The following is a 26,371-nucleotide window of genomic DNA, read 5'->3' as shown; positions in this document are numbered from 1 at the left end:
TAATTCCAAACGAGAGGTGATTTATTGTGAGTTGGTTTGATGGAGATTCCACGATTCAGCTGTTCCCTAAAGACCTTGAAGCACTGTTTAACTCCAAGGGATGGGATACATTTATAAAGTACCGCTCCGTATCTCAAGACGGTCAGAAGTTCGCAGATGTCCGCTTGTTCCGGTCTCTCGGCTCGGACAACCAAATGCGGAACTTCGGCATGGTATACGGATACGGCAAGAAAAGCAATCCAACCTTGGGCGAGCAAGAGTTTATTTCTCAGAACTCCGTACTTGGTGCGTTGATTGTAAACGAGACATTAAACACGAAGTTCCACTTCCAAGTGTTCCCTGTACTCAAAGATTCTGTCATCGTCTATAAGAACGGTAACGCTGTTTCTTCGACAGACTACGTTCTTGATGAAACGAACGGTATCATCACATTCACGTCCGCACCTTTGTCTACTGACGCGATTACAGCGAACTACTCCCCATCTCCAATCGCACCTCAGCCAGTGAAGCGTATGTACTTCTTCACATTCGATGATGTGCGGGGCGAACGAATCGTACAAGGCGTTAGCGGTTCTGTAGTAGTTGGTGACCCTGAATCCATTCTACCGGATGGTGATGGAACGCGTAAGTTGTTCCAAATCCCAACGGTGGCAACGATTAAAGCGGACACTGTAAGGATTTATGTGAATCAGGTAGAACAGGATTCAACGTTGTACACGGTTGACTATACTAATAATAGTGTGACGTTCGTTGGCAAAGCACCAGACGCAGGCGCAGAATTACACGCCTCCTACATCAGAATTCTGAATGCCACTGGAAACGAAACGCTGAATTACGGTGATATCAGAGTCAAAAACTTTGACCCCGATAAACCGAATGATCTAATGAATGCTGTTTACTCTTCCATTTATTACATCTACCCATCTCTACCAACGGCATTGTCATTCACTCCATTGCAAAACTTTGATAGAGGATGGCAACGGGATAGTACGATGTACTATTGGGGGAATGTGACGAAAGACCGAATCGTTATGTTCTTCCGTCCAGACCCTACTCCAGGCGCTGAGAATACTTACTTCGCTCCGTTGTACATCGGGCGGCTAACAACTCTTGGTAAGTCACCTCGTAAAAACAACGTCATGATCTCCGGTTGTCGGGAAGCAGACGAAGTTGTATGGAAGAAAGACATGAAGTTGGGTGCAATTTACGTCGACTACGGTAACAACACATCCAACGGAAACCGCGGGGTACAGCTTCAGCAATCCATCGGAGGTACATACTACCAACAGCATTATCTCGCTTTCATAACGCACGATAAGAACGTTGATGCAGGTGAGTCCCGATTTAATCCATCGGTTTATAGCGGTAAGTATCACATCTCCCCGATGTACATTGTTCACCCGAATGATGGTTTTGTAGGTAAGCTGGACGAATGTTATGCCGTACACCCTAAGAACATTTCCCAACTCGATGAACTTGAGGTTGTGGAGACATCCGACCATGAGGAAGTAGGCAAGGGTAATGGCTTTAACAAAGTATTCCATATGGCGCACTCACCTTCACTGAAGGATGACGGAACTCCGTTTGCGTTGGAAGTTCAGGTGGATTGCGTAGACCAAGTACTCGGCACAGACTATACGGTTGATATCGAGACGAAGACAATTAACTTCCTTGAAGGAAAAGCACCTGCGGCTGAATCGGAAGTCCTTGCTACTTATGAGTACAAGCAGCTATACCGCTACACGTTAGCAGACACACCTGTCAGCCCGTTCACGCTGGCTAACATGTCACCGTTTGCTCCAATCGGTCTCGGCATCCTGAAAGAAACGTTGAAAAAGAACTCGTAATAAATAGCAAGGGAGGTTGGCGGTGAATGATGAACGGTAAGAAATCTTACCTGATCAGCTTCACCGCCCTTTTTTCTAGAAAGGGCTATGAACTGACAATTGGGTTTGAACAGATTATCAATGCTAACAATCAATATCACCTGACCGCTCCCGTTAACAGTACCTATCGAACACTGATTGAAGATACCATGAAGAGCACAAATAAAGTACCTCACTCGGCTACCGGATTATTCGGGCGGCTAGGGAGTGCCGGGTACGTCACTCAGTATGACGGCTTTGAGGCGGAGACTGTGGTTGCTTCTATTGTATCGTACCTGTCGGGCATCCATAAGTATTTTAACGGCGAAACAATCCCGGACGTAACAACTGAAGAACAACAGAACGTACGTAGGCTCGAACAGCTGTTTGATGCTGAAGGTACGGGGGGGAGCAAAGGCAGCCGCACAAACCATTTGGCACATCTTGAAGAAATGGTTTCCGGCGACCTTTACGATGTTAAGGTTTACGTCGCAGAAGGGAAGAGGTTTTCCATTTCCCTATCGAACAAGCAGAGTGCTATCCATGCCTTAGAGTCCAATACTTTAAGGATATCAGCGGACGCTCAAATATCAGGTTTCGACACGGCTGAGAATGGGGTTCGACTTAATGCCGAAGAAGGTCGGGCGGTTTTATCGAACATTGTCAGAACCATCTTGAATGGTGAGATTGTTATGCTAAATACCGCTAGCCATGACCCTAACATCACGATGATAGGAGAAGCTTCCCGTTTCGTGTCCGCAGACGTTGGGATGTACAGAGCAGACGGAGAATCCCATCCGTTGGAGTATGCAATCATTGTGAGCGAAGGTAAGGAGCTCGGTTACGAACTTACTGAGATTAGTGCCAGTGATTCTTCCCTAAAAGGGTTCGAATTGGCTGATACAAGGCAAGCGGGAACTTTCGAAAAAATTGAAGAATCACGGTGGCTGGAAGTTACGGAAGATGCATTTCTAGCATGGACAGAGACGGCAATATCCGACATGGCTTTGGATGCAAAAGACGTAGCATATATTTATGCGGAGAAGCAGGACGAAGCAGAGCTGACGCTGACTACGTTGACAGATACATACGGAGGCGGGGATGCAGACGTAAACGAGAGCATTGTAGCAGAAACGCTTTACCATGAACCGACGATACCGAGTGAATTTATCATGGTTGACGTAAGCAAGGATACTCATCTCCAGACTTTTACGCAAGTTTATACTTACCAGAATGTTGATGTGCAAGAGTTCTTGCAGACAGATACGGTCATGCTAGCTAGCCAGGAGGATACGATGTTAGGCGACCTCATTCAACCCATCTATAACGGGGATATTGATGAGATGTTCACTCTAGGCGAGACCGTATACGATTCTACTTTATATGAGAGCATTGCCTACGAAACGTTGGTTCATGATCCTGCACACCTTGGCATATATAGCGAATCGACACCCCGTAAGGGCGTTTACAGCATGGAGTTGTCCAGTCAAGCTACGAAGCATGTAAAGGATGCTAGAATCGAAACCACGCAGACCGTAGACAAAAGGGTAAAAGCAAATCTTCAGGAGTTCCTTACGTATGAGACAAGACAGGACGGGCAGCTTGAGACCATTGAAGTAACTGACAGCCATTCAGATTCGTTACTAACTATTGACCGGATAAGTGGTGGTGAAACTCGGCAGGAAGGCGGGGTCATCTCAACTTTGGAGAGTGGCAGGGTAGAAATGGACTACGATGCAAGAACAGATGGATTAGAGCAATCACGCTACTTCGATAAGAACGTTGCAATCACCTTCTTTACAAGCGTAACGAGCATCGCAAACGGTGATGAAAATCGCCTTGACTCGGCAGAATACACTTCGGACACATGGGGAAATGAGAGCATCACAAGAGCTTCTATGGACTCTGAAGCCGAAGGTAGACTAGAGTTCTCTCCACAGGCGGTAGTCAATCAGACGTACGCCACTGACTTGGGAAAAGCAACACATGCCGATCTTCTTATGAGTAACAGTAGTGATATCCAACTCGTGACCAACGCTGAGATTTATGTGGGAGGCGACCCGCTGGTAGATAGATTCATGAGCGCAGACCATGTCAGTGATCTGACGGACGCAGAATTAGAAGAGATGACGAACGCAGAAGTCACGGAGCGTACTCAGGCAGAAGTCCAAACATTGGTTACGTTCGAGCAAATACAAGGTGTGATTGCAGAATCTCCTGAAATTCTTAAGACTGTGCGTCTCATGGAGATTATGTATGGCTCAAAAGCTGTAGATTTAATTGAAGCTGGTATGAATAACATCATCCAAGACAGCCTTAGTCAAGGCTTCACTCGTGCCGACTTTCCTTCCATCACACAGGCTGTGATTGAAAGGTTGAAACAAGCGGGAGCAGGTGTGACGGTTGTGGCCAATAATCAGGATCAAATACAGGCGGAACATAATAAAGGGGCAGAACTTACTGTAGAGGATCATTCTACAGGACGGTACATCAATGAACCGGAAGGAACGGTACCGGAGCAAATGTCAGGGGCATCTTTATTCGACTTCCACCGGACAGCAGACGTGGCTGAGATCAGTCGGGCGATCTCCGAAGCTAACAAACATATCGGTGTCATACAGACAATGGAATCGGTAGAGCAGACCGCATTGGGAGAAGGCTCGAGACCGGATCTGCTCACTGCCGCAGAGACCGACATTACTAAGGACAGTGTAGTGCATCTTCTTGAAAATGCACTATCCGATCCAACCGCTGAAGGCGTGATCGCAGGTATAGAGACCGGTTCGGCAAGCATGGAATATGACGGAGTGTTGGAAAGTCTGGAAAAAGCTGACCGTGTAACGAGTGCTACAGGTGTCATGCAGGAGACGGTGACAGCAGAGCAGACCGCATGGGGAGAAGGGGCGAGACCGGATCCGCTGACTACAGCAGCGACCGACATTACCAAGGACAGTGTAGTGCATCTTCTTGAAAATGCACTATCCGATCCAACCGCTGAAGGCGTGATCGCAGGTATTGAGACCGGTTCGGTGGGCATGGAGTATGACGGGGTGATGGAAAGTTTGGAAACCGCTGACCACGTAACGAGTGCTGAAGGTGTCATGCAGGAGACGGTGACAGCAGAGCAGTCAGATGCGAAGCACGTAGGTTATGAACATAACCCGGAGACCGCATTCAATGATACAGGCAGAGAAGGGATATTGTTCGGCATTGAGTCGGCAGAACTAGGGACGGACAACGAAGCCGTCACACTTGAAATCGAAGGCGCTCGAATCAGTGACGTAAACTCTCCATCTATCCTTCATAAAATGGAAGGCGCTTGGCAGAGCGATGTGGCAAGAGAGTCCGTTGTACACGAACTGGAATCAGCAACCTACGATGACGGAGAGTACACAATGGCTGAGACTAAGCTGGAAAGAGCAACGCAGAACAAGTCTGCTGATGCAGTACTGTCTGAGATTGAAGGAGCAACATACTTTACTTCAGAGGAAGCTGTCGTTCTCGGGTTAGAATCCGCAGATTACTTTGACGGCTCTACAGAAGGCGTTATTTCAGGGGGGGAGTCGGCTTATCTTGATGATAGCAGTAAAGTCGGAACGATCTCTGAAAGGGAGACAGCAACGTTAACAACTAATGCTGAAGCCATCGTCCATAGATCTGAGCAAGCTACGAGCGGCAAGGTGATAAACGCAGATATTCAGGAAGAAGAACTCGCCGACTACAGTTCGTATCAAAACGAATCGGTCATTGATGAACTCGATTCTGCCACACGGAAGAGGAAACAGCTTGTAACCGATATTCATGCCGACACTGAATCTGTGAATAACCGCGAACCTATCGAAACACTCATCGCTGAACCGGAAGACGCTACTAGGCCAACCAGGGCTGTAGAGGTAGGCATTGAGATGTCAGAAGAAGCCGACAGACCTAAGCGTGTCATTGAAGTCGATATTAATAAAGCGGAAGACGCAACACGACCTAAACGTGAAATAGAGACGACGGTTGAAAGACCGGAGGGCGGTATCCTGAAGACTCCGGAAGAACCGAAAAAACCTCGCATCTGGCTCATTCTCGGTAAAATAGCTTCGTGGAGTATCTGGAACTGGAAGAAAACAAGGTAGGTGATAATAATTGGGAATCTATAAAAAGTCGAGTGGCCTAATCTTCGATGATAGGTTCGATAGCGGGAGTATTCATTCCCGCTATACCCTTTCACCTAGTGATGCTATTTCAATCGACAATACTTTGGGTCAGGTCATTATGCCGCATACGGACAACGACACTTCTATCATGTTTGATGTTCCTGAAGAGCAGACCGTTTTAATGGAAGTGACAGCGGACTATGTACCCACGGAACTTCTCGATGAGGGCGGTATTATCATCTGGCAGGATGGATACCACCGCTTGGAGTTTCTTGAGAGTATGGACACGACCACCAGAGAATACAGCAAATGGCGGGCACTAAAAAAAGGGAATAAGTGGACGTTCTATGCAGACCGCGGTAGTGGGTGGGAGATATTCGACACCGCTCCTATGGTAGCTGAGAAGATGGGAGTCATTCTAAAGAACCGTGAAGAGACGAACTTCGATACCCTGAACCTCGATAGAGTCGTAGTCTGCAAGAGTGACAAGATTACAGTAGGTAATCTACCAATGGGGTACTCCGTTTACCTTTGTGACCCTGATGGTAATTCGGTGGCTTCGGCTGTAGTCGAACCCAATTGGACGGGGTGCGAGATTGAACTACCCACTGTCCCGTACAACGGCATTATTAGAGTCTATGATACGCAAGGGACGCTCCTGTCCAGCCTTGGTGCTTTCGATATCTACGGTGGCGACATTTACCTGTTCGGTACAGAACTGAAGGTCGTCTGGAATGGTAAGGAACTTAACAAGGAGAACGATACGTATCTTGGAACTATGTACGACAATCAGATTCTTGTTCAGATGGTACTACAGAACCCATCCAAGGAGAAGCCTGCACAGAATATATCCCTTGGCATCCTAAAGTATATGGAGACGTTTGGGTACGAGTGGGCAGATATTTGCCATGATGACGGAGCAGATATGCCGACAGGGGATTTCTCAAAGCTTCTGGACATGGACAATTTGCCACCTCTTGGGGAACGAAAGTTCTGGATGAAAGTCGAGAAGATGGAAGACCGTTTCCAGATTAAACCTCTGCACTTTATTCTGGACATTAACCATACGTAAGGAGGTGAAGTGAATGGCAGGAACTAAGATGACCCTTCGGCGCTACGGTGGTGGGGAGTTTCAGTATTGGGAAGAACAGGAAATCATTGTAGACGAACAGTACCTTACGTTAGAGCGCGGGCTGTTTCTTCACCTTGACCATGAATACCGGATGGGTACAAAGCAGTTGGATGTTTACTTTAACGGCGCACACTTGCTGGAAGGCGGCGGTTACGAAGAGATTGACTCGACAACTCTCCGTCTGGATCTGGGCAAGTATCAAGGAGACACGCCGTATGCTGGGCAGACAGTACAGCTACAGGTTGGCGACGAAATCCTTATTAGGACTTGGAAATCTGAATATCGCCAAGGAAATGACAACATTGATGGTCTCAGGTTCTTGGCTCTGGAAAAAGAGGTACATAAGGCTAGGCAATACAAGGACGGACAAAGTCCCTTCAATAGCCTTGACGAGCGTCTCGACTCTATTGAGCAGCGGGCAGAATCAAAGACCATGGTTTTTGTTCTGAGTCGGGTATTCGATGGCATAGCCAAGCTGGTCATGAGATTCCCGTATGAGGGAGATATCACTGAGGTGTATGCTTCTACATCACGTGAAGGGATAGCAGACACGGCATTCCAGATTGAAAAGTGTTCTCAGGAAAGCTACGACAGCGCAACCCCTGTGTGGGAAACGATCTTCCATACCAACCTTGTGGTGGATGGGGATGAGCGTTCTAGTCGAACGTCAAGTAGGCCTTATACTGTATCCGTTCCTCGAATTAACAAGGATGACCACTTCCGTGTTAACGTGGTCGAACGGGGCGAAGGCATTGAAGGTGTCACTATAGAACTAGTGATTCGGCTGAGGTAGTACCTCAGTCTACCACCGACAAGGTAAAATATTAGATCTCTTGCTTATAATGTATCTGCGGTAAGGAAGACACCGCAAAATGATAATAAGAGAGGTGAAGGATATGGCAGGAACTAGAGGTATTGCTAGATTCCGTGGCGAGCAGTTGAACAACAAGTTGATGCGTAACAACCACTTCGATGTTGCCAACAAAATTAATGAGAAGTACTTGGATATTGATTTCCACGCTCACCGTGAATCCCTTGAAGATACCAAAATCGACGTATTTGTTCAAAAGAACGCGATTGCAGTTGGTGCGGGTCTGAGCTCCATCACAATTACGTCGGACATTCTGAACACTGTCGTAGCAGCAGATTCCAACAGCGAAGGAACTGTTGTCGGTAAAGAACTCGAAATACGTAAGAATGGGTCGCAAGACTTCCCGTTCATTGATGAAGACGGCGATCGAGTTTACGCAAAAGTCCGTGAGGATGGAGGAGAGTTCTACCTCGACTTCTTCAGTGAGGTTGCAGGAGCAGAAGCTCCTTACACGTTCGTGGATGCTGTAACCATTGACTACAAGTACATTACTCGTACTAACTTGTCTGTAATCCCTGTTGACGCTATTGTTAGCGGCGGGGCAGGTCTCGTAGCTGATGCTGTTGACGCTAAGGCCTACATGAACCTTAAGCAGTTGATGAAGGATATTTACGGCGGATCTGGAACTCTGGACAATGATGGTAATGCTAACCTTACTACTAACATTGTGCAACAAATTGCTAACGAGATTCAGGCACGTACTGATGCTGATACAGCTATCCGTAACGACTTGGTATCCACAGCGGCTACTAAAGGAGCAAGCCTTGTCGGTGTGGTCGTTGATCCTAACTACGATGGTGTTAATGTGCAGGCTGTCCTGGCTGACCTTGCACAGCGTTTGGTTGACGTTGATACACTGACTGCTGGTATTGCTGACCGTGACGCTGACTCGGCTAATGGTTACTTTAAAGCAGGAGACTTCGGCACTGCTGAGGGGCGTATCGTTAACCTTGAGACTGTCGTTGATGCTGAGTTTAAATCTCAGAAAGACCGCTTGGTGAAGCTTGAAACTGAGGATCAAGAGGAAGTGTTTGAAGCGGCGGGTGGCGAGACGGAGTATGTCTTCGTAAACGGTCTGGCTAAACCTAAGACTGTCCTTTTATTCATTAACGGTCAAGTGCAAGCACCTGGCATCAACTTCGATTACCTTGTAGACGGTAACGGAGCAGTCCGTGGTGTGGACTTCGCACCTGAAACGTTGAAGGTTACCGACGGAATCCCTGATGTCGTGTTTGTTAAGTACAAAAAAATTCTCTAGTCGTTAGACCCCTTAATCGGGGTCTTTTTATTTGCAGCGATATTTGACTATAAAACGCCTAATATAAAAGTGGAAATCTACACAGCAATTGTTAAGGTTCCACCTGCCCACCTTATATTGTTTATAGCTTGACAAGAACGAAGTCGAGAAATAAGCAATATAGGGAGGAAATACAATGCCAGCACCAATAGTTTCTTGGTATACATCCGATAACTCTTCACAAGTAACGCAATGGGATATCGGTACGGTTGACGCAGGTTCGTTGTCCACTACCTTTACGGTACTGATTTGGAATAACCGTGGCGGTTCGACAGCAGTCTCCGATATGCAGAACTGCACACTTACAACTAAGGATAGTTCGGGCGGTAATACAGGCGAACTTGTTACCAACACTTGGATTGAGGTTAAAGTTGACTCTCTGTCCGAAACCGCGTTTACGGCTGTCGGCGGCACAGTTACAAAAGATATTCGTGCAACCAAGTCGGATACTGCCGCGAAGACAATCAAAGGGGCAGCTAATGATGGTAACGTCGCTACTGCCAATACGACAGCTAACTTTTCAAAAGTTACGCTTCGTGCCAACGTCCCGCCAACGGCTACAGCAGGTTTGGTAACATTCCTGACTCGTGTTTCCTACCAGTACGTGTAATCATAAAGTCTTCAATACAATGAAGGGGGAAAATAAAACATGATTTCGATTTTCACTGAACATAACGGAGTCTCTCCTGTTAAACAAGACTTCATTTGGCTAGGTGAGTACAATGACGGCACTCACTTATCTGAATTCGACTTTCAGACGAAGGAAGAGCACAGCTTTTACTCGCTCGAGCGAGACAAACTGATTCGCTTTGGCATTATCGGCCACGGGAGCAAGCTATTCTACGAAGCTGACGGGGTATTCAACCTCAATGGCACAGGAATTGAAGTCACCTATAAAGTAGGTGACAAAGAGTACCCACTGACAGGTCTTGCGGGTCACTTCCGCGATACGATTACCTATAAGGATGCCGAATCGACCGTAAACCTTGCGGGTGGTGGTGGAATGACGGACACGATCATCAACCAGTATAACTTTGGGTATAAGTCCGTAATAGAGATTGATGGGGTTACGTTCCAGTTCAAGGCTTTATGTAAGATTCCATTTGGTCAGTCGATGTACATGAACTTCTGGCTCGTAGCAGACCAAAAACTTGATGGTACGCTTGTGATTAAGAAGAATAATCGAATCGCTGAGGAAATCAATGCTCCACTGAGAAAAGGCGTGGGCGGCGAAGTTAATTTCGGACTGTCTTGATCCTAAGACAGTCTTTTCCATTATTAAGGAGGATAACTCATGGCTGTATCTTTTGGAGAATTGATATTCGTTAACAGCGGTAATGTGACCACATTGGCTAATGCTGGCACAGTGGTAGACGTAATGGTTGGCGACAAGGTTTTATATATAGTAAACGGAAGCTTGAGTTCTGTTTCCGTTTACGTGAAAAATGCAGACGGCTCAGTCGGGTCATTCATAAGGACTGTTAATTGGTACAGTAACGATGCTGTCATTGGCAACATCTGCGAGAACAACAGTTCAGTCCCCTACGCTTACGCCGTATTTATTGATAAAGGTCAAGACTATCTCGTAGGCTGGTCAAAGAGTGGAAATACTCTTTACTACTGGACCATTAATACCAACACAAGCGTTGTAACTTCCAGGGTAGCCGTACCCGCACCTATGAACATGGTCTCCTATAGTCGTGGCGGGTGGGACGGGGAAAATTACGTATATTTCTGGAACAGAGCCAACAATGGGCTCTACCGTTGGGACACAAAGAGCAAAGCCACTTCTCCTGTTTTAATGACAACCATTGGCGGCGGTCACTCACTTAGTTCCAGTTACACAGGAAGCGGTCTGTGGGTCACATCCAATTTCTACTATTGGGGATCAGGCGCTAACCAGTCGAATGGTACTCTCGGATGTTTTAGGAAAGATAATGGAGTTTATCAGGGCAGCTTAGCAGCTAGTAGCCTGTCATCAATTGGAGGGGCTTCTCTCAGATGTATCCAGGTGAATCCTGTTATGCCTAGCGTTGCTTACTACATTGGTGCCAATAACCAAGTACAGGTGCTAAATCTAACCTGCCTAGTCACAACTAATGTCTCCTTTAGTAGCACGATCCACGATGAAAACTTGGTATTTAACTTTGACGTGGACAACGAGACGGCGGGCACAGCTTCAACAGCATCGTGGCAGGTTAAGGTTAACGGCAATTTGATTATACCATTCGGTGCCATGTCCCCTATTCCAGTTTCAGGGAACTCTATTACCTTAAATAACAACTTGTTTGCCCTCGGAGAAAATACTGTAACGATTGAGATGAAGGATAACTTTGGCGGGATACATACCAAGAACTTTACGGTAACCGTGGTCAACAAACAGCCGCTAATTGTTACCTCGGTAGATAAAGCATCCGTTCATAGCGAGAACGTCTTCTTTGAAGCTACAGTTACGGACGAAGACCTGAATGACGGGATGACATATAGGGTGCTCTTGAATGGGGCGGTATACTCCGATTGGTCAGTATCTCAGTACACATCACCGCTGCATATCAGGCGGTCGTTTAGGGCGAGTGAATTGGTTAACGGAGTGAACACAATCACTGTAGAAGCCAAGGACAACTTCAAGACAAATACAACCATAGTTAGCGGTTCGAGCACAGTCACGAAGGTTAACAGCAAGCCCGTACTTGATCTTAGGATGAAAGGTAACACGATTTCTGGGACGATTAATGACGCAGACGGCGACCTGATTCAATATAGGGTATTACTGAACGGTGATCAAGTCATCCCTGAAGAATCGTTTTCTGTACCGTTCCCTGTACCTTACAGCTTCATGTATACGATTCCGCTCAAGAAGTTCAAGTCCAATCAATCGAATACGGTGACGGTGGAGTGTAGGGACTCAACCGGAGACTCAACGATATGGACTTTTACGGGGATCTTAAAATACAGTGGGTTGATGTTTAAAGACCCTACCGGAAACTATTACACAACGGAGTTTGGACTTCTTATCAAATACCTGGACCTTGGTGTGAACTATGCGCGCCAGAAATCTGAGGTGTTCGAAATTGCAGTAGAGAACACACTGGGGTATCCCGTGAAGAACCTGAGAATAAAAGCAGACCAATTGGAGTTAGACCCTGTAAGTGAAAAGATTGAGTTTAGCGAAGCGGCAGACCCATTTGACCCACAGTCCATTCTGTTCTTCTCTTCGACTTATGACACGGGACAGTCTCAGAAATTCTACGTGCGGCTGAACTGTAACGCCGATGCGGTTGGCGGCGGTGTATTCAAAATCTTAGTTACAGCCGATGCGCTGTAGGGGAGGAGGATAGTTCATGCGTATTATTGAGAAATTCAGTCCCGAAACGTTTACGTGGAGCGGTAGCCACAGAAATACGGGAAGTCAGATAGGAACTACTTACATAGACCATAGATCCAGTACGCAATTTACTTGGACGTACAACTTCCCCAGTGCGGGAAAGATTCACTTTCAATACAGGGTAAGCAGCGAATCGGGCTACGATTTCTTTTGGTTTAACTTTGACGGTTCAAGAATAACTACGATAAGTGGAAGCCAGGGATGGTACACGTTCGAGAGGGATGTTGCGGCAGGGAGTCACACACTTGTCTTCGGCTACTACACCGATAGTTCTGTGCTTAGAGGTGATAATGGTGGATTCATTACCGATTTTTGGATAGAACACTCAGGAATAGACACCACTGATATGAAGGCTACGCCTAGTAAATTCCATAAAGAAAGTGTGGCCGTCTCCTTTTCCTTGTCAGGTAGAGATTCTGCGGCGAAGCAAGCACAGTACCGGATCTATACGGAGACGGGCGTACAGTTATACCCTACGAGCGGGTATTCACCTTCGTTTAATTTACCATATAATGCGAAGCATATAATAGACGCAACCAAATTCCCATTTGGATCGACTACTATCTATGTAGAGACGAAGGACCCCTCATCCACGTATATTACGCCTAATCCTGTGTATACGGTTGTCACAAGGACAAACCAAGCCCCATTGTCCGATATGAAAGTTGTACCTTCCTCTGTGCACAAGGAAAACGCGATACTAAGCTTCGATGTTACTGATGCGGAGAAGGATTCTGTGCAGTTTAAGGTAAGCTTGAATAATATACCGATTCAACCTGCTTCGGGTGACTACTCAACGCTAATCAAGACTCCATTCAGTTACACTATTCAGTTAAGAAATAAGGATATGAGAGTTGGAAACAACACAGTTACATTAACCCTGATGGATGACTTGGGTGCAGTAAGGACTACATCGCTAACAGTAAAGAAGGTAAATGATGCCGTAGAGTTTGACCAGAGTGATGTAAGAGGGCAGACCATATACGCGCGGTTGACCGACCCGGACGGGGATATGCTGAGATACCAAGTTAGACTTAACGGGAAGAAAATATACCCGCCTGACATGGACATGACAGGTCTACTGAATTCTCCTGCATATGTGAATTACAAGATTCCCGCTGAAGAAGTACAGTTCGGTAACATCCATAAAGTTGAGATAGTTGCTGAGGACGACTTGGGTATGCAGTCTACTTGGGTAACGAATGCACTCATTGATTACTCGGGTCTTATGTTTACAGATGAAAATGGGGCCTACTATTCCACCGATCTCGGTGAAATCATTAAATTGTTGGACACCGGTACGGTCGTCGCGGGCAACACGACAGGAACGTTCAAGGTTTATCTGAAGAACACTGTCGGGTACGCAGTGAAGAATGTCAGTTTGTTCGTGTCTCAAAGAGACCTTGACGCTGTTTACGAAAAGGTAGAGTTGAGTGCCCATGAAGACCCATTTATACCAAGAAGCACACTCGAAATCCCACACTTAGAATATGGCGAGAGAGTGCCATTCTACGTGAGAATCAACACTACAAGACAAGCCGTCGGCGGGGGTCTCTTCGATATTCGTGTCGTAGGTGACCCTGCCTAATGGCGGGCTAAGGAAGGTGAGTCAATGAGTTCCCACGCGTCACTACACTCATCACTTATTAAGAGTAATGGAGACTTGTACGCTTTCGGGTATAATCATTACGGTCAGCTAGGTCAGACTAGAGGAAACAGAACAAGCAATGCCAACTACGCTCCACAAAAAACAACCCCATTCTCCAATGTTAAGCAAGTAGGTGAAGGTAATTACCACACGCTTGTCCTGCTTGAAAACGGAGATTTGTACGCCATGGGATACAACTACTACGGTCAACTTGGGGTATCTACGCAATGGAGGACTGACAACTCTACTACAACTCCTGTGCTTATTATGACTGACGTTAAAGAGGTAGCCTGTGGGTATCTTCACTCCGTGGTGCTAAAGAACAACGGAGACGTGTATACGTTTGGTTACAACGCATATTATCAATCAGGCAGGGGGGCGACAGGAGATACTTGGAGTCCGACCAAAACAGCTTCAGGAGCGAAGAACATAGGGGCAGGTTACAACTTCTCTTTCTATATCGCTCAGAATGGAGACTTGTATGCCGTAGGTCAGAATAATTACGGTCAGCTAGGGGTATCTGGCGGCACTGCTGTAAGATGGACAAAAGTGATGGAAGGCGTAAAGCAGGTGGATGGAGGTATTTACCACACGCTTGTTCTTCTTGACAACGGAAACGCGATGGCGATGGGTTACAACTACTATGGTCAGCTTGGCGTGACCACGGGTAATGGCACAGGTAACGGTTACTCTCTACCGCGAACGGTTATGACAAACGTTCGGTCTGTCGCAGCAGGCGGCTATTTCTCAGCGCTTGTTTCCAACAGTAATGACCTTTACACCTTCGGACACAATGACCAAGGGCAGTTAGGGAATGGGACGAACGGTACAATTCAATCAACAGTGCGTCTTGTACGCAGTAGCGTAAAACAAGTGTCCTGCGGATATTATCACACGATAGTATTAGACAACGACGGTAGAGCATATGCGGCAGGGTATAACCTGTACGGCCAGTTAGGTGTCTCTAATAACGCAGGGAACAGTAACGCAAATCCTAACTTTCTTTACATTACCAATGACAACAAAAGGTCTATGGGCGGGGCCGAGGTAGTATTCCAACTCAATGTACTAAGCATGAACACTTCCTTCCATAAGGAAGGCGTATCACTGATAGCTAACTTATCTCACGTAACGTCTAACCTGACTTCTTACAAAATTAGCGTAAACGGCATTCAGCGATTTCCTTCAGTGGGGTGGACAGCGGCACAACTTCCTGATATCGCTGTCTCCAAGGATTTGCCGCACACGTACTTTGATATAGGTAGCAACAACTTTATCCTGCTAGAGATGCAGGATGATGTGGGTAGGATGGATTCGATTGGTTGGTATGTAACCAAGACCAACCAACCTCCGATCGTTACCCCTGAATTATCCGCAACGCAGTTACACAAAGACAACGTGACTGTGGGTGGCACGGTTAGCGACCCCGAAGGAGATAAGGTACAGTACAGGGTGATGCTCAACAACGTTCAGAAATACCCTTCTACGGGATTTACGGAACTGGAGTCGTCACCAGCCAACGTTGCGGTGGTAATCAACAATTCAGATTTTGTCGTAGGCGCAAACACATTGAATATTGAAGCCAAGGATGACCTTGGGACATTGTCCACGTTTACGCAAATTATAATTAAAACGAATACCGCGCCCACCATCACAGGGGATGTTAAGGGTAATTTCATTAACCTTCAGGTGACTGACCCCGATAGCGACCAAGTCCAGTATCGAATTTTCGTAAACGGCGAACAGCTTTATCCTGAGTCTGACTTCTCAAGCTATACCCATGTTCCTTTCAATATCCAGTTCGTTATTCCACGGCAGAAGATTAAGAAGTCTCAGAACAATACGGTACGGGTCGAGACACTTGATGAATTGGGCGGGTCAAAGAATTGGGAGAAATCGTTCGTCGGTGGCTACTCGGGACTGCTTTTCTGTAACGCCACAGAGACCTTCTACTCCGACGACTTTGGTGAGATTCTGAAATACCTCGACTTCGGTACGATGGTGGCGGGACAGACCACGGCGGCGGAGAGAGTGTTTGTAAAGAACACTTTAGGTTACCCCGTCGAGAACATTCGGATATGGGTAGACCAAGGAGAACTTGACGGGGTTCATGCCAAAGCTGAGATTAGTAAGCTTGATGCTCCGTTTGAACCGCGCCCCCAACTAGTGTATGTAGAGCCGCTTGAGCACAATGACAAGATTAGTTTCTATGTGCGGATTGCGACTACAAGGCAAGCGATGTGGGGAGGTATGTTCGACATACTCGTTAAGGCAGACCCACGGCAAAGCTAAATAGAGCCCTTACTACCTTATATTGGTGGTAAGGGCTTTTCCATGCACAACAAAACTACTCTCAGAGAGGTGAACAGATAATGGCAAATGGTGTATTCAAGGACGGGGATGGTTCTGTCAATAGCCCGTATCTCATTGAAGATGCTTACGACTTGTTTGAATTCTGTAGCAAGTCCAACACGCTTTACAATACGAAGAGCGCGAAGCTTGCGAACGATATCGACCTCAACGTTGCCCCTTACAACACGGGCACGGGTTTCGCGTTAGGTCACACGGTAGCATTCAATGGCGTGTTCGACGGGGATGGCTATGTAATCAGGAACTATTTTAACCGTCAAAACACTGCGTATAGTGGGCTGTTCCCCCAACTAGGCACGGGTACGATCAAAAACTTTGGTATGGAAAATATTAACATAAACAATTCCTCGCAGGGTTACCAGAGTGCCGTATGCGGGGCGATGAATAACGCCGCAGCACTGATTGAGAATGTTTACGTAAGAGGTGGCAGCTTAACAGGATCATCTTACTCAGGTGCGATTTGCGGGATGTTAAGTAACGGCACAATTCGCAACGTCTATGTATTGAATGTAACGTTCGCGATGTACGGCAATTACTTTGGGGCTGTCGTAGGAAGTTCTGCTAATGCTAGTGCAGTCATGTACAACGTATGGGCCTCTAACACCATCACAAACGTTTTTAACGCCAGCTACTGTGGTGGGGTGTCTGGCAACATGCAGAGCGGAGACGCGACCAAGCAGTTCAACCTTTACTACAGTAATAGAATGAACTATGCCGGGTACGTCTCTCTAGCAACAGTAATGACAGAGGTAACCATTAAAGACCCCGCATTTATGTACAACCTGAACTCTTCGCAACCTGATATCACGTACACACGTTGGGTGTTACAGCCAAGTACTTATCCAATGCTGTGGTTTGAAGACTTCCGAATGTTCCTGCTTCTGGATGCAGGTCGACCTATCTCGAACATCGACTTCGGGGCAGTACTGGAAGGCGGCATGTCTCCTGTCAAGAAAATAAGATTGAAGAACGGCTACATGTATAAAATTACAGAAATGTCCTTTGCTTGGACAAGGGCGGATGGAGTGTCCGATTTGACTGAACTTCAATTCAGTCTGGACGGTTCATTTACCGATAACAGTAACCCGCTTGAGCTGAAGGGACTTAATATACTACGTGGCAGGGAGTTTGATTTATATGTTCGAGTAAAGACCTATGATGGCGTGACGGGCGCAGGGCAGTTCAATATTACTGCTACAGTCACTTCCGCAGAGTAATGGGTTTTCATCTCAATACAATGGGATAAGGAGTGGTTGAATTGCCAGCAGAGTCTATCATTGGTGCGAGGTCGAGTTTGTCGGCTTCGCACGTTGTTTTACCCAAGACTACAAGCGTAACTTTGGCGGCTTCCGATACAACCAGCACGAAGCAGACATTAAACCTGACAACGTATCAAGACCTACTGCCTAAGACTACGAGCGTAACTTTGGCGGCTTCCGAAACGACCAGTACAAAGCAGACACTAAACCTGACGGCGTATCAAGACCTACTGCCTAAGTCGAAGCTCTTTAATTTTAAGGTGGGCCATGGAATAACTGATTACGGTTACGGAAGCTTTAACTTTACAATAAACGGCTTGGTTTACCCAAGATCGACAACGTTCTTGGCAGACCTCAGAATTGACTCTAAGTATAGTTACTTTGCAGCTACACACACGGTGAATCAAAAGACTACGGAGACTAGAGACGATTTGGCGGGAAGAATCGCAATATCGCCGCCTATGGTTGAATCCCTGCAAGGCAAGATGTCCGTGCGCGAGACGAACTCAGCAGACGGTACAGCGTTCATCTGGGGTGTAAGGGACAGTGACATAACTTCTCAGGTTAACGTAATTAGAACGAAGAACGAGTATCTTGACAGCCGAATCTCAATCCGAGAGAATAATGAACTTCAAGGTAAAGTGCCTACGATTTGGGGCGAGTCAAAAGGAGACTTGGCTTCGGTCATTTACGCTGTTTACCCTGCGGACAAAGACCTCTCGATGCAGTTACGTGTAAGTAGCGACTACATCTTGGAGCAGACCATTGAAGGAGATATGTACGGCTATAACAAGCCATCCAAACTCTCCGTAAACGTTAAGACGGACAATGACGTTTTGTCCACAATCGGTGTCCGATTCAGCAACCTAATGACAGGTACTTCCTTCATTTGGGGCACAAACGAACTCGAGCTAAGTGGTAACATTAACGTTTACCAAGTGTCTCACCTTCGTACGACGTTGGGAGTAACGCCTGCTAACCGCATGACTGCTATTGTGGATATCACGCAACCTATGCGCATCACAGATATCTTGACTGCTAAACGTGACGCATTTGTAAGGGAAGCTTACCCTAAGCTGAACTATGGTGCGGAGCAAACCTTGGTCGCAGGTTACAGTGAATCAAGACAAGAAGTATTTAGAAGCTTAATCGGGTTCAACATCACTGACATTTTATCCATGAGTACGGACTACAAGCTTGAAAGAATCATCCTCAAGCTGAAACACTCTCTTGGTAGAACTCCGACAATTCCTCTTGAGCTAAGAGCAGTCAATGGCTCTTGGGCAGAGAACAGCGTGACCTGGAGCAACCAGCCTGACATGGGCGAGATAGTAAACCAAGGAATATACTTCGCTGACGAAGCAAGAGGGTTCATTACCTTCGATATTACTGACTTCATCCTACAAGCGAAAAAGCAAGGCGCGGACGATATCAGTTTGTATCTAGTAGCGGCTGACGAGACTGCTAACTCCGTGCAATTCTTCTCTATGGATGCAGGAATAAGCCAAGCACCGTCCCTCGAATACACTTACTTCGATGAAGTGATTCGTAGTACGGGACGTTCTGGAATTGATACTAAAATCCTGGTCACATACCCACGGGTAGCGAATCTGAGTTCTAAAATCAATATCTACAAGTATAGTAGCAACAACGATTTAACAGGTAAAATCACAGTCACTCCATCCGGCAAACGTTTCGAAAATTTGCCGTCCAGTTTCACGGTTAGTCGTCCGAATATGGCAGGTAAGGGGATAGTTAAGCAGAGCACCTGGGGAGACATGAAATCGACCATCAGTATCCGAGAAGCTAGTCTGTTCGACCTCGAAAACGGCAAGCTTACAGTATCCAGACCAAACCTTCAAACGAAACTTTACGTAGCTAACCGCAAAGACACCCCTTCAAAGTTGGATGTACGTGTCTGGGGAGAAGATTCACTATACGGCTGGGTTATCGTAAACATCAAGGATAGACCTTCAACAATCACCGTCCGTCCTTACATTGACAAGGTTGGCATAATCACCGTTCAGCGATCGGTAGATGTTGACATCCTATCCAGCTTCGTTGTCAGCGAAAAAGTCAAGGTAGGTATTATTGACGTACTGTACCGCGATGATATCGAAGGTACGATGACCGTACAGGGTGGAGATGTCTCGGAAATCGCATCCAGCATTTCCGTTAGTAGACCTGACCTTCTAGGTAGAATCGAGGTGAATCCTTATTCCGACTTCGGCGGCAGAATCGTAGTAAGACATTCTCGCATCACTGAAATTCCTTCAGGCATTGTCGCATCCATCCCTAATATGCCTTCTAAGGTGTATGTGAGATTTATGAGTGACCTGCTTGGCAAGATTACTGTAAGGCGCAAAGATAATCACCGTATCTGCAGTTCCTTGAGCATTTCCCGTCCAGATATGTTCGGTAATATCTTCCCAAAAATTCACAGTGACATCGTTGGGAGTATTATCGTAAGACGCTTAGAAGGTGAGAATTTCCTCTCCAAAATTGACGTTCCTCACAGACAGAACATTTGGTCTGAGATTGACGTAGTTGGGGCAAGCATGATTCCTTCGAGTATCCGTGTCAACTCTGGATACCTGTTCGGAAGACTTGAGATTCCTGCTTACGGAAACGAATATTTATCTTCCAAGTTTATTGTACGGGTGCGTTTGGCAAGTGACATTGATTCCGTTATTGATGTATATCAATACGATCTCTTGGATGGTTCGATGACGGTACGGCAGACCTTTGAAAAATCAATAAACAGTGAACTCGTAGTCAGAAGGACAGAAGAAGATGACCTCCTTGCTAACATTGACGTATGGATTACAAGAGACCTCGCAGGGCGTATTGTTGTTCGTCGGTCTGTCACAGATAGCTTTAACTCTCAAGCTTATGTGCTTAACCGAAAAGACATTAACGGTAAGTTGGAAGTCCTTGAGCGCAATAACCTGAGCGGCTCGATTAGAGTCGTCTATGTCGGTCACTCCGACTTCCTCGGTAAGCTGACAGCGAAGATCCGTGCATATGGCGACTTGGAGACAACGCTTGATGTAACAACCGGCGGGTCTAAGGATATCATTGCTGTACTAGGTGTAGCACCTACGAACAGGATGACGGGTATTGTAGATATCACTCAGCCAATCCGTGAGCATGAAACTTTAAGTGCTGTAAAGGACACATACGTAAGGGAAGCTGTTCCTACCCTAAACTACGGTGAAGAGACTTCCTTCGCAGTGGGTAACTATCAGGAAAATAGACTTCGCTCGTTACTCGGTTTTAACATCGATAGTCTGAAAGACGGCTACGAAGTAGACAAGGTTGAACTCAAGCTTTACTACGGTCAATCACCAACGAAAACACTTCGTCTCATGGGTGTGATGGGGCAGTGGTCGGAGTACGGAACAACTTGGATTAACCGTCCGAATACAGGCTCGGAGATTACGACAAGCTACGTCGTAAACACGGACGAAAATTGTATTGTATTCGACGTGACGCAGTATGTAATCGAGAGATATTTGGCAGGGGAAACTCTTGTTGACTTTTACCTCATAGCTCAAGACGAAACTGACGGCAAGTATGATTATTTCTTCTCCAGAGAGTCACAGGGCTACGCGCCTAAACTGCAAGCCACGTACTACAATCCTGCAATTTGGAGCAGTGGCCGAGCGAACATTGATTCATCCATCATTGTAACGTATCGTAAGAACCTGAGTTCCCGACTGAGAGTGCGAATCCCTGCAAGACTGAACGTAGAGATTCCATCCAGTATTGAAGTAACACGCAATAATGTAGTAATCGGTAGCGTAACTGTAAGTAAGCCCGATATGCCATCTAAGGTTAAGGTCATGTATAGAGATGCCGCTGTTCTTCCTGCTTCTCTAGGGGTTGCGAATAAGAATACATCGGCAATTGGCAGCTCGATTACCGTGAGCAGACCTTCTCTCCCAATCAGCTTCTACATTAAAGATAGAAAAGACTTGAACTCTACGGTCATCGTAAAAGTGGTTGAGAATGCGGACTTCTTCTCTTGGATTATCGTAAACGCTTGGGAAAGACCTTCGAGTCTGTACGTCACCCCTCATAACGACATTCAGTTGTCCTTTACGGTTCGCGGCAAAACAGGAGAAGACCTTCCATCTAGCATAGCAGTGTCTATTGACAAATTCAGTGGTTCGGTGACAGTTAAGCAGAAAGTCAACAAAGACCTCACTGGTAAGGTTGAGATACAGAAGTACAGTCAAAGTGAACTAAGCGGTCAGGTTTCTGTTTCCGCCACTGTTAACAAAGATCTCTACTCTGAACTGAACATCAACGTAATTACTGACGATAGCATCCTCGGATCGCTTTATGTGCTTGGAAACAGCGTGCTTGGTACGGTGTATGTAAGATACACCGGAAACCTCGGGTCTCAGGTTACAGTAAAGCCTGCGTGGTTCGCTTACTTACCAACCTTATTGTCGGTAAGTGTTCCAGATGTTACATCTAGTATTGAAGTCCAGCTTCCAGCCGATTTGATATCCTCGATTACAGTCAAGGCGGCAATTGACAGCGGCTTGGCGGCCGGCATCGCAGTAAACAGACCTGAACTTACGTCAAGCATAGAGGTAAGCGACCGTGACGACCTCGACTCCACACTGAGAGTCCAAGCAAAAAGCGATAACTCCATCACTGGAAGTGTTAGCGTAAGCCGCTTCTCAATTGAGTGCTCGATTAAAGTCAACGGAAGTGCCAACCTCGATTCTAGTGCGGAGGTGAGAAGGGAAAACGGCGAAGCCTTTGAAGGGGTCTTGGCAGTAAGTAGACCTAACATTACGTCTACGATCGAGGTGCTTGAGCGAAGAGACATCGAATCCTCCTTATTCATAATGTTCGGTGGAACGGAAGACCTGGGTAGTAAAATTTACGTGAAATATATGAATGACATCTTGGGAAGCATTGAAGTTTGGGGCGCAAGCATGATCCCTTCGAGTATTCGTATCATTTCAGGTAACTTAGCATCTTGCATCGCCGTCCCTGCCTACGATAATAAAGATCTTATGGCAATTATCGGAATTAAAAACCGCTTCATCAGCGAGATTCCGTCCATGCTTCAGGTTCAAGAGTGGTCCCAGTTCACTGGAACAATCTCAGTACAGGCGTTTGGTGAGAACGATTTGGCGGGACAAGCGACGATTATCAGGAACGAGAACAGAGACCTAGTTTCTGTAATTATTCCGTTAATCAGTAATTACCTCCCATCGACAATCGGTGTAAGGTTCGACAACTGGATGACCGGTAAGGCAGACTTCATTCCCGTTGGCGGTGTTGACCTTGAATCAAGTGTTGAAGTAAACCCATCGTCGGGCATTGAGGGACGTGTTACTGTTGTTATCAACTCTGTTGCAGATATCACAGGTAACATGGTGGTTCGCGGAAACGGAGTAGCAGATCTAGGATCTGATGTAAAGATAGTTTACAGAGGCAACTCCGACCTTGTTACAGCTTTGGGTGTCCCTGCACTCAACAAAATGACAGGTAAAGTATTCATTATTCCTGTAGCAGACAGTGACTTGCTTTCTTACATCGAAGCGCACGTTCACAATAACCTGCCAAGTAAACTTTCGGTTCGCCAGTCCGCTGACAAAGACCTCAAGTCATCCATTGAGATTCACATCTTCAATGAGTTAGAAGGCACAGTCGCTGTAAGAAGGGTGGCTTATGAGGACCTGACTTCCAAGATTGCCGTAAGGGTTTGGGGTAAGAACGAGAAGGTCGGTAAGATTGTCATAAGGCAGAGAGACAACAGTGACATCGGAGGTAGCATTAACACCATCCAATGGAAAGTCCTGAACTCCAAAATAACGGTCCGCAGAAGTGCTTTCTCTGAAATCCCTATGCGGTTTGAAATCTTGGAGAAGAGCGACCTACTCGGCTGTAGCATCACGGTAAGGAGAACTGAGAAGTTCGACTTGACTTCTACAATCACTATCAGAAGAAGTGCTAACAAAGACCTTGGCGGTAGAATTGTAGCAAGACGGAGCGATAATTCAGACCTCCCTTCCTTCATAGAGACATGGCAATTCCGTACAGTCCCATCGAAACTTTATGTGCTTTACCGTAACGACCTAATATCCACAATAAATGTAGTTGCCGACTACGGATATTGCTTCATAATGTAACCATGATAACCCCTACCACTACTCGGTAGGGGTTATTTTATGGGCGAAACGACCTATATTGTAGTTACAAGGGATCGAATTTAGCAGACGAGTTCTGTTTCTTTTTCTGACATACCTATAGTCTTATCCAACTGCTAGCGAGTAGCCAGCCGGAAGTGATTTTGTTTGGCTTCATGAACATCTTGATTTAAGGAAAGTGCATTGTCATGAATAGGGTTAATCCATCGCGTTCGTAACTTTCTAGGGCCAATTCGGACGAGTTCTTATCTGTTTGCAGGTAGAATAAGAACACCTCGACATAATTCATTATTCATATTGAATCACATCCCGTTGTCTATAGTCACACAATATACACCGGATTATTATGTGACTTATCAACGTGCCAACAAACAGATAGAAAAGGTCAGGTGACAGATATGGACGTAGGGGTAATCACAGCAATTGCTGGCCTCGTTGGTACTGCTGTATCCGGTGTAATCGGCTACGCCAGCGGCAAAAACAATAACAAGGTCACGGATAGAGAATTGCTCTCTAAGGACGAACAGGCCTTCCGTGAAAGGTTGATCGAACGTCTCACAGCTTCGGAAGAAAAGATTGAGAGACTAAACAACGAAGTCATTACGCTTCGTCAGGAAAACATGGAACTGATTAGTGAGAACAGGCTACTGAATATCAAGGTAGAGCAATTGGTGGCTCAACTCTCAAGACGGAGGGGAGACGTACGCTAAGATGGTGAAGTTTGTAAAAAGCGCATTCTGGAACGACAATGACGGCTTCTCCGCTAAGGACTTTCTGATGGTTCTGTTTGCCGGTCTGTTTGCACTGTTCCTACTTATTGTATTCTTTGCACCTTTCTTCGGGGTAGCGGTCAGCGCCGTCTCGATAGAGGTGATAGGAAACCTTAACCCGATCGTTATGACCATTGTAGGCGGATTATTCGCAGTGCAGACAGTGAGGGAGTTCAAGACTACCAATACAGAAACTACGGTTGCAGTTCCTTGTAATTATCAAATGGAAAATGTCCATAATATCCTGGAGAAAAAGATAGGGGATAACCCCCCAAAGATTTAATAGAAAGGGTGAACCAGATGGCTTTCAAGATGAAGTATCCTATTGTACAGCAATACATACCAATTAACACGAAGAGACGTTCCGGCTTTAAGAATCGAGGAATTGAATTTATCGTGGTGCATGACACGGGAAATGACGGCAGTACAGCGGTAGGTAACGTGAACTACTATACGAACTCTGCTAACGTCGAGAGTGCTTCTGCACATACCTTTATTGATGATAAGGTCATTGTGGAGTGTGTGCCGCTCACTGAGAAGGCTTGGCACGTCTTGTACAACGTGACTACAGACAATGCCCTTTACGGCTACGATTCCAATGATCACGCAATCGGCGTAGAACTGTGTTACTCCAATAAGAAGGGGAGCATCAATAACCAAGAAGCTTACAAACGCTACGTGTGGTACATCGCTTATTTATGTAACAAGTACTCACTGAATCCCTTGAAGCGGATTTCGGGTCACAATGAGCTTGATCCGAACCGAAAGTCCGACCCGTACAAGAATGCTTTGAAAATTATGGGAATCGCTAAGACTCAATTCTTAAACGATGTGGCGGCTGAACTGAAGGAATGTACTTCTTCAGAATCACCAACAAAAACTGAAGTAATGGAGGACGATGAACCTATGAAGCTTGATAAGTGGGCAGTAGACATGCTTGTAAAGAACCTGACAGAATTTAAGGCTAAAGAGTATTTTACGGACGAAACTTGGATTACCAAAGCTAAGGATGGTACGCTGACTGCTTCTGAACTTGCGTTCCTGAACACCATCCTAATTGCTAGGGCGGTGAAGAAGTAATGGTAACTCTAACTGGCGTACTGGCTACAGCAGTAGGAGCAATCGGTCTGTGGATGCTTGTGGCCGGCTTAACAGAAGCAATCACGGAAATCATCAAGAAGGTAATGCCTATTAAGGATACGGGCACGTATGCAGTTTCTATTATAGTAGGCGTAGGACTGGCATTCGCATTCGGACTTAATCCATTCGGGCTTACCGGAATTGCCGCATACTCGTCTACGGTAGCCGCTGGCTTACTAGCTTCCCGCGGGGCTAACTATCTGAGCGATTGGCTGAAGAAACTAGGAATTAAAAAAGAATAGATGCGCAGCTACTATTTTTAGTGTAAAAGCAGTCTAAGAATCTCTGACATTGGTAACTCGCAATAGATTGCAAT

16 protein-coding genes are annotated in these 26,371 nt (G+C 46.1%); all 16 read left to right on the top strand.

Annotated features, from left to right (window positions below):
• Window positions 1-26: 26 nt before the first annotated feature.
• Window positions 27-1,847, top strand: coding sequence for a DUF2460 domain-containing protein (locus M3629_RS08995; protein ID WP_251504889.1), 1,821 nt, complete (start codon window positions 27-29; stop codon window positions 1,845-1,847).
• Between the two features lie 26 nt (window positions 1,848-1,873).
• Window positions 1,874-5,986 (top strand): hypothetical protein, encoded by a 4,113-nt coding sequence (locus M3629_RS08990; RefSeq protein ID WP_251504886.1) that lies wholly within the window; start codon window positions 1,874-1,876, stop codon window positions 5,984-5,986.
• Between the two features lie 10 nt (window positions 5,987-5,996).
• Window positions 5,997-7,079 (top strand): cell adhesion protein, encoded by a 1,083-nt coding sequence (locus M3629_RS08985; RefSeq protein ID WP_251504883.1) that lies wholly within the window; start codon window positions 5,997-5,999, stop codon window positions 7,077-7,079.
• A gap of 13 nt (window positions 7,080-7,092) precedes the next feature.
• Window positions 7,093-7,932: a hypothetical protein gene (locus tag M3629_RS08980; protein ID WP_251504880.1), complete on the top strand. Its 840-nt coding sequence runs from the start codon at window positions 7,093-7,095 to the stop codon at window positions 7,930-7,932.
• Between the two features lie 103 nt (window positions 7,933-8,035).
• Window positions 8,036-9,268, top strand: coding sequence for a hypothetical protein (locus M3629_RS08975; protein ID WP_251504877.1), 1,233 nt, complete (start codon window positions 8,036-8,038; stop codon window positions 9,266-9,268).
• A gap of 175 nt (window positions 9,269-9,443) precedes the next feature.
• Window positions 9,444-9,917, top strand: a complete 474-nt coding sequence (locus M3629_RS08970; RefSeq protein ID WP_251504876.1) for a hypothetical protein — start codon at window positions 9,444-9,446, stop codon at window positions 9,915-9,917.
• A 39-nt stretch (window positions 9,918-9,956) separates the two neighbouring features.
• Window positions 9,957-10,562, top strand: a complete 606-nt coding sequence (locus M3629_RS08965; RefSeq protein ID WP_251504872.1) for a hypothetical protein — start codon at window positions 9,957-9,959, stop codon at window positions 10,560-10,562.
• Between the two features lie 39 nt (window positions 10,563-10,601).
• Complete coding sequence (locus M3629_RS08960; protein WP_251504869.1) at window positions 10,602-12,632, top strand: hypothetical protein; 2,031 nt, start codon at window positions 10,602-10,604, stop codon at window positions 12,630-12,632.
• 16 nt (window positions 12,633-12,648) lie between these two features.
• Window positions 12,649-14,280, top strand: a complete 1,632-nt coding sequence (locus M3629_RS08955; protein WP_251504866.1) for a hypothetical protein — start codon at window positions 12,649-12,651, stop codon at window positions 14,278-14,280.
• A 24-nt stretch (window positions 14,281-14,304) separates the two neighbouring features.
• Window positions 14,305-16,632 (top strand): RCC1 domain-containing protein, encoded by a 2,328-nt coding sequence (locus M3629_RS08950; protein WP_251504863.1) that lies wholly within the window; start codon window positions 14,305-14,307, stop codon window positions 16,630-16,632.
• A gap of 80 nt (window positions 16,633-16,712) precedes the next feature.
• Window positions 16,713-17,927 carry a hypothetical protein gene (locus M3629_RS08945; protein ID WP_251504860.1) on the top strand — a complete coding sequence of 405 codons (1,215 nt, stop codon included), beginning with the start codon at window positions 16,713-16,715 and terminating at the stop codon, window positions 17,925-17,927.
• Window positions 17,928-17,968: 41 nt separating this feature from the next.
• Complete coding sequence (locus M3629_RS08940) at window positions 17,969-24,127, top strand: DNRLRE domain-containing protein (RefSeq protein WP_251504857.1); 6,159 nt, start codon at window positions 17,969-17,971, stop codon at window positions 24,125-24,127.
• Window positions 24,128-24,543: 416 nt separating this feature from the next.
• Window positions 24,544-24,855 carry a hypothetical protein gene (locus M3629_RS08935; RefSeq protein ID WP_251504854.1) on the top strand — a complete coding sequence of 104 codons (312 nt, stop codon included), beginning with the start codon at window positions 24,544-24,546 and terminating at the stop codon, window positions 24,853-24,855.
• 1 nt (window position 24,856) lies between these two features.
• A complete protein-coding gene (locus M3629_RS08930; RefSeq protein WP_251504851.1) occupies window positions 24,857-25,198 on the top strand; it encodes a hypothetical protein in 342 nt (113 codons plus the stop codon).
• Between the two features lie 17 nt (window positions 25,199-25,215).
• Window positions 25,216-25,995, top strand: a complete 780-nt coding sequence (locus tag M3629_RS08925) for a peptidoglycan recognition protein family protein (protein WP_251504848.1) — start codon at window positions 25,216-25,218, stop codon at window positions 25,993-25,995.
• Window positions 25,995-26,297 carry a hypothetical protein gene (locus tag M3629_RS08920; RefSeq protein WP_251504845.1) on the top strand — a complete coding sequence of 101 codons (303 nt, stop codon included), beginning with the start codon at window positions 25,995-25,997 and terminating at the stop codon, window positions 26,295-26,297. Before M3629_RS08925 ends, M3629_RS08920 begins: the two co-directional genes overlap by 1 nt.
• Window positions 26,298-26,371 lie beyond the last annotated feature (74 nt).

Source organism: Paenibacillus polysaccharolyticus (genome assembly GCF_023714295.1).
Classification (GTDB): Bacteria; Bacillota; Bacilli; order Paenibacillales; family Paenibacillaceae; genus Paenibacillus; species Paenibacillus polysaccharolyticus_A.
The sequence above is the reverse complement of the archived record's forward strand: the minus strand, read 5'-3'. Positions and strand labels throughout refer to the sequence as shown.

Bases quoted from the DNA above. Each gene is read 5' to 3' on its own strand.
- M3629_RS08955 (WP_251504866.1), top strand. From the start codon at position 12,649: ATGCGTATTATTGAGAAATTCAGTCCCGAAACGTTTACGTGGAGCGGT.
- M3629_RS08970 (WP_251504876.1), top strand. From the start codon at position 9,444: ATGCCAGCACCAATAGTTTCTTGGTATACATCCGATAACTCTTCACAA.
- M3629_RS08980 (WP_251504880.1), top strand. From the start codon at position 7,093: ATGGCAGGAACTAAGATGACCCTTCGGCGCTACGGTGGTGGGGAGTTT.
- M3629_RS08960 (WP_251504869.1), top strand. From the start codon at position 10,602: ATGGCTGTATCTTTTGGAGAATTGATATTCGTTAACAGCGGTAATGTG.
- M3629_RS08990 (WP_251504886.1), top strand. From the start codon at position 1,874: ATGATGAACGGTAAGAAATCTTACCTGATCAGCTTCACCGCCCTTTTT.
- M3629_RS08975 (WP_251504877.1), top strand. From the start codon at position 8,036: ATGGCAGGAACTAGAGGTATTGCTAGATTCCGTGGCGAGCAGTTGAAC.
- M3629_RS08965 (WP_251504872.1), top strand. From the start codon at position 9,957: ATGATTTCGATTTTCACTGAACATAACGGAGTCTCTCCTGTTAAACAA.
- M3629_RS08920 (WP_251504845.1), top strand. From the start codon at position 25,995: ATGGTAACTCTAACTGGCGTACTGGCTACAGCAGTAGGAGCAATCGGT.
- M3629_RS08945 (WP_251504860.1), top strand. From the start codon at position 16,713: ATGGCAAATGGTGTATTCAAGGACGGGGATGGTTCTGTCAATAGCCCG.
- M3629_RS08925 (WP_251504848.1), top strand. From the start codon at position 25,216: ATGGCTTTCAAGATGAAGTATCCTATTGTACAGCAATACATACCAATT.
- M3629_RS08935 (WP_251504854.1), top strand. From the start codon at position 24,544: ATGGACGTAGGGGTAATCACAGCAATTGCTGGCCTCGTTGGTACTGCT.
- M3629_RS08930 (WP_251504851.1), top strand. From the start codon at position 24,857: ATGGTGAAGTTTGTAAAAAGCGCATTCTGGAACGACAATGACGGCTTC.
- M3629_RS08950 (WP_251504863.1), top strand. From the start codon at position 14,305: ATGAGTTCCCACGCGTCACTACACTCATCACTTATTAAGAGTAATGGA.